This window comes from Megalodesulfovibrio gigas DSM 1382 = ATCC 19364, from assembly GCF_000468495.1.
In the GTDB taxonomy this organism is placed as follows: Bacteria; Desulfobacterota; Desulfovibrionia; order Desulfovibrionales; family Desulfovibrionaceae; genus Megalodesulfovibrio; species Megalodesulfovibrio gigas.
Genome location: NC_022444.1, coordinates 864600 through 878504, shown reverse-complemented (window position 1 = coordinate 878504; position 13905 = coordinate 864600). Strand labels below are relative to the sequence as shown.

The 13905-nt window shown below is 65.7% G+C and carries 12 protein-coding genes; 6 read left to right on the top strand and 6 right to left on the bottom strand.

The window, feature by feature from the left end:
- The first annotated feature begins 15 nt into the window (after positions 1–15).
- Positions 16–1617 (top strand): hypothetical protein, encoded by a 1602-nt coding sequence (locus tag DGI_RS03855; RefSeq protein ID WP_021759393.1) that lies wholly within the window; start codon positions 16–18, stop codon positions 1615–1617.
- 10 nt (positions 1618–1627) lie between these two features.
- On the opposite strand, the gene DGI_RS03850 is transcribed toward DGI_RS03855, so the two are convergent.
- From DGI_RS03850 to DGI_RS03825, 6 genes are all read right to left on the bottom strand, one after another.
- A complete protein-coding gene (locus DGI_RS03850; RefSeq protein WP_021759392.1) occupies positions 1628–3406 on the bottom strand; it encodes a DUF4153 domain-containing protein in 1779 nt (592 codons plus the stop codon).
- Positions 3407–3411: 5 nt separating this feature from the next.
- Positions 3412–4977: a DUF4139 domain-containing protein gene (locus DGI_RS16875; RefSeq protein WP_051286177.1), complete on the bottom strand. Its 1566-nt coding sequence runs from the start codon at positions 4975–4977 to the stop codon at positions 3412–3414.
- Between the two features lie 97 nt (positions 4978–5074).
- On the bottom strand, positions 5075–5440 hold the full coding sequence (locus tag DGI_RS03840) for a cupin domain-containing protein (protein WP_021759389.1): 366 nt from the start codon (positions 5438–5440) through the stop codon (positions 5075–5077).
- Between the two features lie 159 nt (positions 5441–5599).
- Entirely contained in the window at positions 5600–6889 is a 1290-nt protein-coding gene (locus DGI_RS03835; protein WP_021759387.1) for a PAS domain-containing protein, read from the bottom strand.
- Positions 6890–6900: 11 nt separating this feature from the next.
- Positions 6901–8157 (bottom strand): HDOD domain-containing protein, encoded by a 1257-nt coding sequence (locus DGI_RS03830; protein WP_021759385.1) that lies wholly within the window; start codon positions 8155–8157, stop codon positions 6901–6903.
- 303 nt (positions 8158–8460) lie between these two features.
- On the bottom strand, positions 8461–8847 hold the full coding sequence (locus DGI_RS03825) for a hypothetical protein (protein WP_027192776.1): 387 nt from the start codon (positions 8845–8847) through the stop codon (positions 8461–8463).
- 176 nt (positions 8848–9023) lie between these two features.
- On the opposite strand from DGI_RS03825, the gene DGI_RS03820 reads away from it, so the two are divergent.
- The 5 genes from DGI_RS03820 to DGI_RS03800 all read left to right on the top strand — a co-directional run bounded on the left by DGI_RS03820 (position 9024) and on the right by DGI_RS03800 (position 13814).
- Entirely contained in the window at positions 9024–10868 is a 1845-nt protein-coding gene (locus DGI_RS03820) for an ATP-binding protein (protein WP_027192777.1), read from the top strand.
- A 180-nt stretch (positions 10869–11048) separates the two neighbouring features.
- Positions 11049–11471 carry a YbjN domain-containing protein gene (locus DGI_RS03815; protein ID WP_034606758.1) on the top strand — a complete coding sequence of 141 codons (423 nt, stop codon included), beginning with the start codon at positions 11049–11051 and terminating at the stop codon, positions 11469–11471.
- Between the two features lie 35 nt (positions 11472–11506).
- Positions 11507–12241: a PspA/IM30 family protein gene (locus DGI_RS03810; RefSeq protein ID WP_021759379.1), complete on the top strand. Its 735-nt coding sequence runs from the start codon at positions 11507–11509 to the stop codon at positions 12239–12241.
- 93 nt (positions 12242–12334) lie between these two features.
- Positions 12335–12907: a DUF4178 domain-containing protein gene (locus tag DGI_RS03805; protein ID WP_021759378.1), complete on the top strand. Its 573-nt coding sequence runs from the start codon at positions 12335–12337 to the stop codon at positions 12905–12907.
- Positions 12908–13133: 226 nt separating this feature from the next.
- Positions 13134–13814 (top strand): queuosine precursor transporter, encoded by a 681-nt coding sequence (locus DGI_RS03800; protein WP_021759377.1) that lies wholly within the window; start codon positions 13134–13136, stop codon positions 13812–13814.
- Positions 13815–13905 lie beyond the last annotated feature (91 nt).

Here is a 13905-nt window from a genome sequence, read left to right as displayed (position 1 = left end):
GGCGTACTGCCCGGCATGAAGACGCTTCGTCAGGCGGTGCTGGTGCTTCTGCTGGTGTTCGGCGCGGCCGAGCTGGCGGCCTGGCTGTTCTCTCTCGTCAACGAAGACCGTTTTCTGCAAGCCGATATTGCGGCGTTTGTGCCGTCCCAGGAGCGCATCGACCTGGAGCGCGCGGTGTTCCACCCCGAGCTGGGCTGGAAGCGTCGCTTTCCCACCCGCCTTGGCCAGCGGCCCCAGGCCGTGCTGCCGGACCGCATCCTGCTGGCCACCTACGGCGATTCCTTCACCTACTGCGACGAGGTGCTGGGCTTCGAGACCTGGCAGACGCATCTGGCCGGCCTGCTGGGCGGCGGGGTGCTCAATTTCGGCAACGGCGCATACGGGCCGGATCAGGCGTACCTCCGGTTTCTGGAGGATCAGCCCGCCGCCGGCGCGCCCGTGGCCGTGCTCAGCCTCATCGGGGAGAACATCGCCCGGGTGGTCAATGTCTACCGCCGCTTCTACCTGCCGCAGGAAGGCAACGCCCTGACCAAGCCGCGGTTCCGGCTGGAGCAGGGCGCGCTGGTGCTGGAGCCCAATCCCACGCCCACTCAGGCATCGCGGCAACGGTTGCGTGAGGTGGAATTTCTTCGGGACATCGGCCAACGGGATTACTGGTTCCTGCGCCGTACCCGGCAGGCGGCGGCATTCCCGTATTCGTCCATCTTTTTCAACATCAATCAGCTGCAAGAAGTTCTGAACAACGTCCAATGGATGCGGGTGTGGGACGAGCCCGGCCCGCGCACGTTGCTGCTGACCCTGCTGGACGCCTTTGCCCGGGACGCCCGGGCCATGGGCGCGCAGCCGGTCATCGGCATCCTGCCCATGGAATTGGATATGTTGCACATGGTGCAGCGTGGCGCGCCGCCGGCCTACGTGGAGACGATTGCCGCGCATTGCCGGGCGGCAGGCATTCCGTGTTTCGACGCCGTCTCGGCCCTGGGCGCAACGTGCAAGGACGCGGCCGCCGTGCGGGATCTGTACCTGACCACGCACTGCTCCCCCCTGGGCAACGAGCGGCTGGCCCTGGCATGGTACGAGTTTTTGCGGACAACCGTGCCCGAGCGCTTTGGTCATCTGCCGGCCGGGGAGGCGGCGCTGCGATCTTCGGCGCTGGCCGGCCAGACCCAGGCCGTGCTGCCCCGCCTGCGCGGGGTGGAACCCTTGCGGCCACGGGAGACGGCATCCCCCGGAACGGCATCCCCCGGGGCGACACTGGCCAATGCCACGGCCCTGGCCGCCTGGTTTGTCACTTTGGGCGACGGCGAGGCGGCCCCGCCGGAGCCGTTGCAGTTTGCCGCGGCCTGGCTGCAGGAGGGCCGGCAGGCCGCGGCGGAGCTGGTGAAATCGTTATTGCTTGCGCCCGCATTGCAGGCCCGGTCGGACATGACCGACGCCCGCTTCATCGCCCTGGCTGCCCGCACTCTCTGGGGTGCGCCGCCGCCTGCGGCCGAGGCTGCCCGGCTGGAGGCCCTGCTGGCGGATCGTGTCGCCACCCGGGCCGATGTTGTCTACAGCCTCCTGTGGGATGCCCGGTTCCGGGACCACTGCGCCGCCTACGGCGTTCGCGCCTATTGACCGCCAAGGCTCAGTGCCGGGAGAGGGGCACGGGCCTGCCGTCCACGGTCAGGTCGTGATAGGGCGGCTGCTGCGTTTGCAGCGTGCCTGCCGAAATGGCCTGCAGCAGCGTTGCGCGGGGGATGCTCGTGGAATAGTCGCCCATATGCTCCCAGGTGCCATTGCTGTGGCGGTCGAACAGCAGCACCGGCCAGAAATCCCCCGACGGGATGAGCAGCCATTCCGTTTCGGCGTCGTTGTCGGCCTGCAGGGGGGTGATGGCCAGGGTGCCGCCCTCGTGGGCAGGCCGGAGCCGGGCAGTGTCTGCCACGGCCGCCAGCAGCTCGGGGGACGCGCCGGCGTCTGGCGGGATCACTTCGATGTCTGTGACGGCAATCTCTGGCAGGTGCTGCAGGGCGCCGCCCCGGGCGATGGTTTCCTCCAGCCGGCGCTGCAGGGCCGAGACCTGCCGTTCGGAATACACGCCCCGCGCCTGCAGTTCGGGCAGTTCGGCCTGGAGTTGCCGGGCCATGGCGCGGCCTTCTGTCCCCAGTTCCCACCACAGGGTATCGAACCGATAGGCGGCGGTGTCCACCTGGCCGGCGGTCAGGCGGGCGTATTGGCTGCGGGCGCTCAGGCCCAGGGGATCGAGAAGGGGAGTGTGGAACAAGATGGAGATGGCCACCACCGTGCCGGCCACGGCCCAGGCAACCACGGGCGCGCCTTCCAGCCAGGGACGCCGACGCAGCCGGGTGCGCAGGACCACGCCGGCCAGGCCCAGGGCGGCCAGGGTCGCCAGCAGACACAGGGCCGTGGCGTGCAGGCGCTCCGGCGTCAGGCCGTGCTGGGCGATGCGCAGCCACAGGGCATGGCCGGCCAATGCGGCCAGCACGGGCAGGGCCAGCAGCAGGGCATCGGTGCTGTGACGGACAACGGCCGGGACGGGGGATGCGCCGGCGGCGTCATCATCCTGGATCGTGGAGGCGGCCAGCATGGCGGCGGCCACCACCAGCCCCTGCATGCCCAGCAGGATGGCCGTTGCCGCGCGGGTGTTCCACAACGGTTCCAGGCCCTGGATCAGCAGGCCCACGAGGAAGATGCCCACCAGCCCGGCCATGACCGGCAGGAGCGCCCGGGCGAGCCGGGCATCCAGCTGCCCGGCAGCGTTGGCCAGTTGGGCCGGGCCTGCGTGCGCTGCGGCGCGACGACGCAGGCCGTGCATGCCAAGGCCCCAGGCCACGGGAATCAGGAAGGCCGTGCCCTCCTCGGAATAGATCAGGTCCTCCAGGTCCAGGCCCACCAGATTCAGCAGGGCCACGCCCGCGGCAATGACAAGATACACCACCCCCACCACGGCCAGTGCGGCCAGGGACTGATGCATGACGCCCCGCAACCACTGCAGGCGGTCGGTTGGCGTGGGCGTCGTCTCCGCGGCGGCGCCAGCCAGGGAGATGCCGCACCAGATCCCGCCCGTGCCCCAGAGCAGCAGGCTGACCAGCCGGTTGGTGCGGCCCAGCTCTGGCGCGTCGCCGAATGGTTGATCCCAGCAGACCCACGCCGCGCAGCCGGCCAGGATGGCCGTCAGCAGGCCCAGCCAGAGCAGCAGCCGTGTCGGGCGTTGCGCGGGCCAGGCATGCTGCAACCCCAGGCCCGGGACGATCACCAGGGTGAAGAGCGCCGCCATCGTGGCCGCCATCGCCGGTGTGGCGGGGTCCATGTTCACCAGGACGGCCGCCAGCACGCCCTGGGTCAGTCCGATGCTCAGGGACAGATGCGTCACATGCGCGGCCTCGTGCGTGGGGGGCTGCATGGCTGTTACCGCCAGCCCGCGTCCAGCTTCATGTCGCCGGGCGCGGTGAGGGTGATGTCATGATTGATGACGAATTTTTCTCCGGGCTTGAGGTCCTTTTCCCAGTACAGAATCTGCTCGTCGGTGCGGCTGGTCTGAGGCGTGGAGGCGATCTTGAGCTCCATGCGCTCGTCGCGGCGCTGGGGGTTGGGTTCTTCCACGCGCACGGGGGCCACGGCCTTGCCCAGGTTCTGGACGGTGAACTTCCAGTTCCAGCGGTGGGTTTGTTTGCTGCTGATGAAGCCCGTCTCGCCGGATTCCCGGGCCACCAGCTCGGTGGTGGTCTTGATGAAGGGCGCTTCGCCGAAGAACAGGTCCGTCTGGTTGCCGGCCAGGGCGAAGTGCCGGCGGCCGGCCAGGGCGCCATCCACCAGGAACAGGGCCTCGCCAGGGGGCAGATCCTGCACCGTGGGCAGGGTGGCATTGGCCGTGAGCCAGGCCGTGGGGCCCTGGGAGGGGCGGATGGTGTAGCGGAAGGCGGCGGGCCAGGTCTCGGCGACCACTTCCAGGCGCGGGGCCTCGCCGGCGGGGATGGTGCGCACGCCCATGTCCCAGGCGGTGTAGGTGGCGCGTTCCTCCTGCATCGGGGCGGGGGCCGCGGCGAGCATTTCCGCAGGGGCCGTGTTCATGGCGTCCATGGCCATGCCCGCACCGCCCGGCGCTTCCATGCGCATGGCCTTGGCCATGGGCCGGGGTTCGGGCCGCTGCTGGATGATCCAGGGTGGGATGTCTGGCGGCGTGAGGCCGGACAAGGGCAGGGCGGTGGCCAGCGTCAGGCGGACGTCGGTCCAGTCCGCGCCCGTGCGCTGCCAGACGCGGGCGTCGTAGGCAAAGGCCACAGTCTTGGCGGCGGGCCGGGCGTCCAGGCGGTAGGAGGGTTCCCAGCCGCAGTCGGCCAGGGGATAGGTGGCGTTGGCCTGAAAGGCGCGGCCGGCATTGCCGGCATCAAAGCGCGCCGTCACTTCCCAGGCCTGGCGGGCATCGCCGGTGAGCTGGCCGAGCTGCTCTTCAAGGCGGGCGACTTCGCGGTCCAGGCGCTGCTTTTCTTCCTGCAGCGGGAGTTGCTGCATCCCCAGCTCGGCCAGACGCCGGCCCATGCTCTCCGCGGCCTCAATCACTTCCTTGGCCTGATCCGGCCTGAATCCGGGCATGGTCTTGAGGAATTGGCCTTGCGTTTTCAGGGCTTTCAGCTGCGCGGCCACGGTGTTGCGGGCCAGGCGGACGGTGTCCAGCTCCTTGCGCAGGGCAGCCACCTGCTCGGCATCGGTCAGGGGCACGCGCTTCCAGGAGAGGGAGGCCAGACGTGCAGCCGGGGCGGCCAGGGCGAGGGCTTCAGGCTCCGCAGCCAGGGGGAGCAGGAACTGCACCGTGCCGGCAGCAGGCACGGGCACGGCTTCTGTCACCAGACAGCGCTGCGGCGAGACCGTGACGGCCACAGGCCGCGAAGCGGCCGGCGAGGTTTTGGCATGGCCCGATGTTGCAGCAGGAAACACGCACAGCGCGCCGATCAGAAACGCAGTCCACCATCGCATGGCAGCCCCCTTGGGTGCGGAACAGGTGAAAACAGGTGTCAATTGCCTGCACCGTACACCAGAGCGGCCGGCTGCGTCGAGTCGCGGCATGCAAAAGTTACGTTTCCTGCAGGAGGGTGTCCTCGTGGGCATAGGCCGGGCTGCAGCAGCACAGCAGCACCAGCGGGGCGTCGCCGGTGTTTTCGATGCAGTGCACCGTGCCCGGGGGGATGCAGACGGTATCGCCCGGGATCACGGTCTGCCATTCGTCCCCCACCTGCATCAGGCCCTGCCCGGCGAGGATGTGATACAGTTCCTCGGTGCGCACGTGCACATGGGCCAGGGTGCGCGCGCCGGGGGGCACCCGGGCTTCGGCCAGACTTTGCTGGAGATTGCCGTGTACGGCGGGGTGCATCAACTCGCGGATCTCTGATCCATCCTTGGTGATGTATGCCGGAACCTGCGCCCAGCTGGTGCGTTGCATGACAGCCTCCCAGAATATGGTGTCTTTGCAAGGCGTTCCCCCAGGCCCCGCCATTCCAAAGACGTCGATTGGCAAAAACAAACAGCGACAACGTATGGCACGCGAGGGGATGCGCCGGGGGAGGTTTTCACCCGGATTCTTTGCCGTCGCAGGGCTGCCCTATTCGTCCTGCACGCCGGCCAGATCCAGCAGATAGCGCAGCATGGCGCGCTGGGAATCGTCCAACGGGGTGGCCATGAGATGTTCGGCCATGGCGGCCATGGCCTGACGCCGGGTGCGGGCGGTCTGGTCTTCGTTCAGGTGGCGCAGGAAGGGGTGCTGGTTCGGATCCACGCAGACGAGCAGCCGGCAGACCGCCTTGGAGCCGGTGGCCGGGTCTTCCACCAGGAACACGGTTTTCATGTGTGCGCCGTGGGCTGTGGTGTCGAGGTGTTCCTCCAGGCCCAGGAGGCTTTCCCTGGAGGCAAAAAGCGTCTCGTGCTCCGCGCGCAGGGCGGCGGCCAGGGCCGGGGCGGCCACCTCGTCCAGGGGCATGCCGGGTCCTGCGCCGGGCGCGAAGCGGTACAGCCGGGCAATGCGTGCGTTGCAGTGCAGGATGACGCCTTCTCGGTCCAGCACCAGCACGCCCACGGCGCCATGTTCCAGCACGGCCCGCATGAAGGCCTCGTGCCGCCGGCTTTCTTCCTGGGCCTGCTGCAGGGCCAGCATGTGCCGGGCCAGTTCCTGGTGCATGCGTTCCAGATCCTGACTGTGCCGGACGGCCACGGCTTCCAGGGCCTGGCCCCGCTCCTGCAGGGCCAGTTCCGAAAGCTCCAGGGTGGCCACGTGTTCGCTGAGCTGGCGGTTCATGTCCCGGATGCGGGCGTAGAGGGTGAAGCTCTCCAGCGTATGGGCGCAGCCGTGAAAAATGATGGACAAGAGGCTGTAGGATGGATCGAGAATCTCGTCGCGGTCCTGCCCCAGCACCCCCATGAACACCCCGCGGGTGCGGGAGATGGTGGCCAGGGAGTGCAGCAGCAGGGTTTGCGACCCGTCTGCAGAGGCGAGCAGCACCGGCTTGGCGCGCTGCAGCACCCAGGCCAGGGTGTGATCCTGGATGAGCCGCTCCAGCTCTGCCTCGAACCAGCGGCGCTGGGAGACGGGCTCGTGGAAGCCGAGTTGCAGGTCGCCGTCTGCTTCGTCCACCAGAAAGAAGCCGAAGGCGGAAAAACGCACCAGGGTGCGCAGCTTCATGGCGGTTTCCAGCAGGATGGGCAGGGGCGAATCCAGCCGGTTGAGGCTCAGGGTGAAGCTGCCCAGGGAGGCGGCCATTTCCAGGGCGTGCAGGGCGGCGCGTTTTTCGACGATGAGCCGCCGGATGAGCTCTGCCTGTTCCTCCTGGCCTGACCAATCTGGCCCGTCAGAGGGGGCTGGCGATGCGGGTGGGGGCGGTTTCTGGCGGTCATCCATTAGTAGTCACACTATTTACCGAAAAACATGCGAACAATATCGTCAAGTTGCCGTTCCACGTGCCGGGCTGCGCCGGTGACCACGCCCGGGGTGGTCTCCAGGGCGTCCCAGGCCCTGGTTTCCAGGCTGGGGACAAAGGGCGAGCCGCTGGAGCCGATATTGAGCGCCAGGGCAATGCAGTCCGCCACATTGACGAAGGACGCCTCCAGCAGGTTGCCTGCCTTCAAGGGCGCGTGGTGGAAGGTGATCATCCGTTCAAGATCCGCCGGAAAATGCCAGGACCTGAGCAGCCGGCTGGCCACCTGGGTGTGATCGAACCCGAACACGCGCAGCTCGGCCCGGCAGAGGGTCAGGCCCTCCACGCGGGCCAGCGCCATGGCATAGTGCATGTGCTCGGGGTGTTCCTTGAGCAGCACCAGACGGCCGATGTCGTGCAGCAGGCCGGCCACGAAGAATCGCTCCTCGGACAGGCCGGGCTTGCGGCCGGCCAGGGCCCGGGCAAACAGTCCGCAGGCCACGCTGTGTTCCCAGAAGCGCCGCATGTTCAGCCCCTGGGCGCGCATGTTCTCGAATTCCCGCACCACGGTGATGCCATGGGCCAGGGTGGTGAGTTCGTTGGAGCCCAGCAGGGTCACCGCCCGCTGGACGGTGTCGATGCGCCCGGGAAAGCCATAAAAGGGACTGTTGACCAGCCGGAGCAGCCGGGCCGAGAGGCTGACATCCTTGCTCACCACATCGGCAATGTGCATGGCCGAGCTGCGGGGGTTCTGGAGCACCTCCACAATGCGGTGGTAGATGTCCGGCAGGGTGCAGAGCTTCAGATGCCGGGCCACCAGGGATTCCAGGGAGACATTGGCCCTGGCCAGCCCTGCGTGTTCCTGCAGGAATTGCTCGTCTTCCTGCGGATCGTACAAGGCGGGAGGCTTGCAGGCGCCTTCGAGCACCCGGCGCGACAGGGAGAGCAAGGCCAGCTGGAAGAGTTCCTGGATGACGGGATGGCCCCTGTTGCTCAGGCGGAACCGCCAGGCAAGCCATTCCTCACATTCCTGCAGGACCAGCGGGTTGATTTGCGAGATGGCCTCGCCCATGACGACATCGCGTTGCACGCCGGCGATGTCGGCCTCCGGGACACCCCAGATGGTCATGATGCGGATGTGTTTGGGCTCCAGTACGGTCCCTTTGCCCAGCAAAAATCTGCCGTTCGGGGCGTACAAATCGCTCCCGAGCACCATGTCCGGTTGCAGGTCGCATGTGTTTATCAATCCCACGCCCCGGGGCCTCCTTCACAAGGCACGGCAACCGCATGTTGCGATACATCGTCACTGCTGGGTACTGTCCCGCCAAAGTGCGCCGCCGTTGCGCCAGTACAAAACATATCCCACCGGGTAATCTTACGCAACCTCTTCATGCGGCATGGAAGCAGTGTACGCCCTGGCCAGGGCCGCAGCACCTGCGGGGCAATATCCAGACGTCTCATGCGCAGCGTTCGATGGGCGAGGCGTCCCGCACTGCACAGACAGTGCATTTGCCATGTGCTGCGCCCCAATGTAGCGGGTGTGCTATATGTGCGGTTATTTTTGTGGTTGCGGCATCGGCCTGCAGGCCACACTGCACAGCGTGCCCCCCAGGCGCTCCCGGGTGGTGAAGACCACGCGCACTTCCCGGCCCGGGGGGCCGTCCACGTGCTGCACGGCGCAGTCCATCAGCAGTTTGCCGGCCTCCGCCTTTTCCAGGCATTCCCAGAACTGGGACTCCCCGGTGCGCGTGCAGCGCGTGGTCAGGTACAGGGCCACTCCCTTGGTGGTGCGGATAATGGGAGCAGGGCGCTCGTACACGGGCGAGGCCTCGCACGGCGTGGTGAACGCATCCGCCAATTGCGCCGAGGCAAGCGCCGGCAGCATGGCCCAGGCAAGGCATGTCCAGCCTGTAAAACACAGCACGCGCATGATGCACAGCATGGCGGTTCCCCTTTGCGCCAGTGTAGGCGGCCCTGGCGCTGGAGGCAAGGGCGCAGGCGTATCGTACCGCAGGCCTTGACGCACGCTTGCATCCGGCGTGCTGACGCGGTATGGTTTAGGATGCATTCTTGATAGTGTCGAGCCGCGGCGCATCATGTCGAGCCAAGGAATTCACCATGCCCCCCTGTATTGAGGGTTCTGGGTCGTTTGTCCTTTCCTTCCTGGATGAAGCACTGCTCGCGCAGCTGCTTGATTCCTTGCGCGCCACGACGGGCCATGTCTGGCACGTGGAAGAGGCTGAATCGTCGGAAACCGAGGGCGCCCTTTGCGGCGTGGCTGTGGATGTGCGCGTGGACGGCGACGTGCCCTGCCGCCTGCGCTGCGCCGCAGACCGGCTGCCACCGGAGCATCTGGCCCTGGTCCAGAGCATTGCCGGCCTGCTTGCCGTCTGCATCGCCCAGCGTCTGGCCTGCGCCCGGGAGCAGCTGCATCGCATCGCCACCGAGGCCGCCCTGGCCGACCACGGCAAGCGCATGATGCTCCTGGCGGATTCCCTGCCCGTGCTCATCCATGCCCACGACAAGGACGGCCGCTACGTCTTCTGGAATAAGGAGTGCGAGCGCGTCATCGGCTTCACTGCCGAACAGGTCCTCAGCGGAGACTTCCCCGGCGTTTCCTGGATGTACGCCGCCTATGCGGATCCCATGGCCAAGTACCATGACATCCATGACTCCGGCCGCGACTACCGGGACATGGAACTGACACTGCGCTGCGCCGACGGCGAATTCAGAACCTTTGCCTGGACCAACATTTCCCGGCAGTGTCCCATCCCGGGCTGGAGCGGCTGGGAAGTGGGCATGGACATCACCGCCCGCCTGCAGACGGACCGCGCCCTGCAGGAACAGTTGCGGTTCATGGAGTCCCTGATCCAGGCCGTGCCGTATCCCTTGTACATCAAGGACACCTCCCTGCGCTACGTCGGCTGCAACCAGGCCTTTGCCGAGTTCGCTGGTCGTTCCATGGAGGCGATGCGCGGGTTGACGGCGTTCGATCTGCTGAAGGAAGAGGATGCCAGGCAGGTGGAGGCGTTCGACCTGGAGGTGCTGGCCTCCGGCGACCGACGGCAGTGCGAGGTGCTCTTTCCGCATGCCGACGGCAGCGTGCGCAATGTGTTGCTGGAAAAGAAGGCCTTTTACGGGAACAGCGCCTCGCCCCGGGGGCTCATCTGCGTATTCACGGACATCACCGAGCAGCGGCGGCACGAGCAGCAGTTGCTGCGCGCCAAGCAGCAGGCCGAACAGGCCAGCCAGGCCAAGACCCGCTTCCTGGCCAATATCAGCCACGAACTGCGTACCCCCCTGAACGGCATCATGGGCGCCACGGAACTGCTGCTGGCCGAAGAACTGACCCAGGACCAGCGCGAATACCTGGGCATGGTGCGCAGCTCCACTACCAATCTGTTGCGCATCCTCAACGATATTTTGGATTTGTCCAGTCTGGACGAAGGCCGTCTGGCCATCACCGCCCTGCCGTGCAACCTGCCTCGCGCCCTGGAGGGCCTCTTCAAGCTCTTTGCCGTGCAGGCGCAGTGGAAACGGCTGCAGTTCTCCTGGACCATCGAGGAGGACGTGCCCCGCAATGTGGTGCTGGACATGGAGCGTCTGCGTCAGGCGCTGTCCAACATCTTCTGGAACGCCCTCAAGTTCACGGAGCAGGGCGAGATCGCCATCCGCGTGTGCCTGGAGCCTGCGGATTTTCCGGAATTGGACCCCGCCGTCGCAGTGCCCCTGCGTATCGAGATCCAGGACACGGGCATCGGCATTGCCCCGGACCAGCAGGCGCGCATCTTCGAGGCCTTTTCCCTGGCCGAAAACGTGATGACCAAGAAATACGGCGGCGCGGGCCTGGGGCTGGCTATCTCCCACAAACTGGCGGCCCTCATGGGGGGACGGCTGTGGGTGGAAAGCGAGGAAGGCGCAGGGTCCACTTTTTTCATGGCGTTGCCCGTTGCCCTTCCGTAGAGCATGTTACCCTTGAAAAAGGACATGACGAGCGGGGAAACCTTTTGCAAAAGGNAAGAACCTTTCTTCAGAAAGGCTTTCCCCCGAGAACTCCTTTTAAAGAGAACTTGCCCTAATGCGCGCCGATGCGGTAGTGTGGCCGCATCGTCGTGTTCAATCGCAAGCAATCAGGAGCAGCGCATGCCCCATACGCAGCCAGTGCAGCCTTCGGTAAACGCATTCCGCATGGTCAAGGAGTATCTCCTGGACATGGGGATGGTGATTGCGGAGGAAGACTCCGCCGAACAACTCGTTGTCGTGGACAAGGAAGAAGATGGCATCAAGCAGATGATTGTGGATTGCGAGGATGACATTCTGGTCATCGAGCAGGTCATCATGCCGTTGCAACGCTGCGATGCCGCCTGCTGCATCCGCCTGCTGCAGATGAATCGCGAGCTGCTGCACGGCGCCTTCTGCCTGACGGCAGACGCCAAGACCCTGCTGTTCCGCGACACGTTGCAGCTGGCCACCCTGGACCGCAACGAGCTGGAAGCCAGCGTGCACGCCCTGTCCCTGGCCCTGGCGGAATTTTCCACGGAACTCCTGGCGTTTGCCAAGGCCTGACCGCGACTCGATTGCGTTTGCAAGGAGCGTTTTTCATGTCCATTTTCCGTCGTCTCTTCAAGGTCGGCCAGTCTGAAGCCCACGCCGTGCTGGACTCGCTGGAAGACCCCATCAAAATGACCGAACAAGGCATCCGCGACCTCCGGCAGGACCTGCAGCAGGCCATGCAGAGCCTGGCCGAGGTCAAGGCCCTGGCCCTGCGCACCCGCCGCGATGCAGACAACGCCGCCCTGCGTGCTGCGGATTACGAGAAAAAGGCCATCCTGCTGCTGCAGCGCATGCAGGCCGGGACGCTTTCCCAGGCAGAGGCCGAACGGCTGGCCGCCCAGGCCCTGCAGGAAAAGGAAAGCAGCGCCGCAGATGCCCTGCGTCTGGCCCAGGAAGCCTCCCGCCATGAGCAGATGGCCGCCCAGTTGCAGGCCAACGTCAACAAGATCAAAGCCTCGGTGCAGACCTACGAAAACGACCTGCGCACCCTCAAGGCCCGGGCCACCACCGCCCAGGCCACCAAAAAAATCAACCAGCAGCTCTCCCGCATCGATACCTCCGGCACCATCGCCATGCTGGAAAAGATGAAAAACAAGGTGGAGCAGGACGAAGCCCTGGCCCAGGCCTATGGCGACATGGCCCAGGTGGATAAAAGCGTGGACGACGAGATCAATGCCGCCCTGGCCGGCACCAACCCCACCGTGGTGCAGAGCCTGGACGACCTGAAGCGCAAGATGGGCATCCTCACGGCGGCGTCCGTCAAGGAACTGCCCCCGGCGTAGGCTGTCTTCAAGGGTTCCCGGGGGAACGCCCTTCTTCGGAACGGTGCTCCCCCGCGCCCATCCCAACGGCATCCTTCAACAACGCGGATCGCCATGAGCCTGTTTTCACGCCTCCTCAAGACCGTCGGCATGGGTGGAGACGCCTCCTCGGCCCCGACGCGCACGGATCTGACCCTCGCGGATCTCATGCCCGGCGACATGCTGGATCATGACCTCGCCACCTGGCAGGTCGTGGCCGTCAACCGGTACGACTTCAAGGACTTCCAGACCCGCGAATGGCAGCTGGATTCCACCGCCGGCACCCGCTGGCTGGAGCTGGAAGAGGACGACGAGCCATACTGGTCCCTCTCCCAGACCATTCCCTTTGCCTCCCTGGGCAAGCCCCAGTGCGACCGCATCCGCGCCAGCATCCGCGACACGGGCGACCCGCCAGACAGCCTGGAGCGCGAGGGCCGGCGCTTTCATCTGGAAGACATGGCCGGCGGCCACTTCTACAAAGACGGCATCGCCTCGCCCAAGCCCTTCCTGCAGTGGCACTACGTACGCGAGGACGGCGAACAGTTTCTGACCATCGAACAGTGGGCCGAAGATGAGTTCGAAGCCTCCGTGGGGCATCAGGTCCAGCCCTGGCAGTTCACCAACCTGCTCCCCGGCGCGACGCGGTAGGGGAGTGTGTTTTTGAGAAGAGTTATCGGGGGAACCCCTTTCTGGAGAAAGGGGTTCCCCCGAATCCCCTCCCCAAAGACTTTTTATAGTGACGACAGGATATGATACTGTAAAAAAAGAAGCAGACGTGATGTGTTGCGACGATGTGCGGCGCTGGCGCTTGACGGGGCGGCGCGCGGCGTGGCATGCATTTCTTTTTCATTTTTTCCCGCAGAGAATCAATGCCATGACCGCTTCCAGGCAGTACCAGTACTTGGACATCATCACCGGGCTGTTTGTGGCCCTGCTGCTCATCTCCAACGTGGCCTCCACCAAGATCGTGGTCCTGGGGCCTTTTACGTTTGACGGCGGCACCCTGCTGTTTCCCCTGACCTACATCTTTGGCGACGTGCTCACCGAAGTGTACGGCTATGCCCGCAGCCGCCGTGTCATCTGGACCGGGTTCTTCTCCCTGTTCCTGCTGTCGGGCCTGCTCACCGTGGTGGGCATGCTGCCGGCCGCCTCGGACTGGGGCCATCAGGCCGCCTTCGAGACCATCCTGGGCCAGGCGCCGCGCATCGTCATCGCCAGCTTCATTGCCTATTTCGCCGGCGGGTTCATCAACGCCTACCTCATGGCTCGCATGAAGATCTGGTCCTCGGGCCGGCAACTGTGGGTGCGCACCATTGGCTCCACCGTGGCCGGGGAGGGCGTGGATACGGCGTTGTTCTGCGTCATCGCCTTCTGGGGCGTGCTGCCGGCGGAATTGCTGTGGGCCGTCATCATTTCCAATTATGTCTTCAAGGTGGCCGTGGAGGTGCTCTTCACCCCGCTGACCTACGCCTTCGTCGGCTTCCTCAAGCGGGCCGAGCGTGAAGATGTTTACGACCGCGACACCGACTTCAATCCCTTCGTGCTCAAGAGCTGAAGCCTTTCCCCACTGGAGGGGGCTCGGGGGAACGCAAGAGGGCAAGTTGTCTTTGAAAGAAGTTCTCGGGGGAAAACCTTTCTGAAGAAAG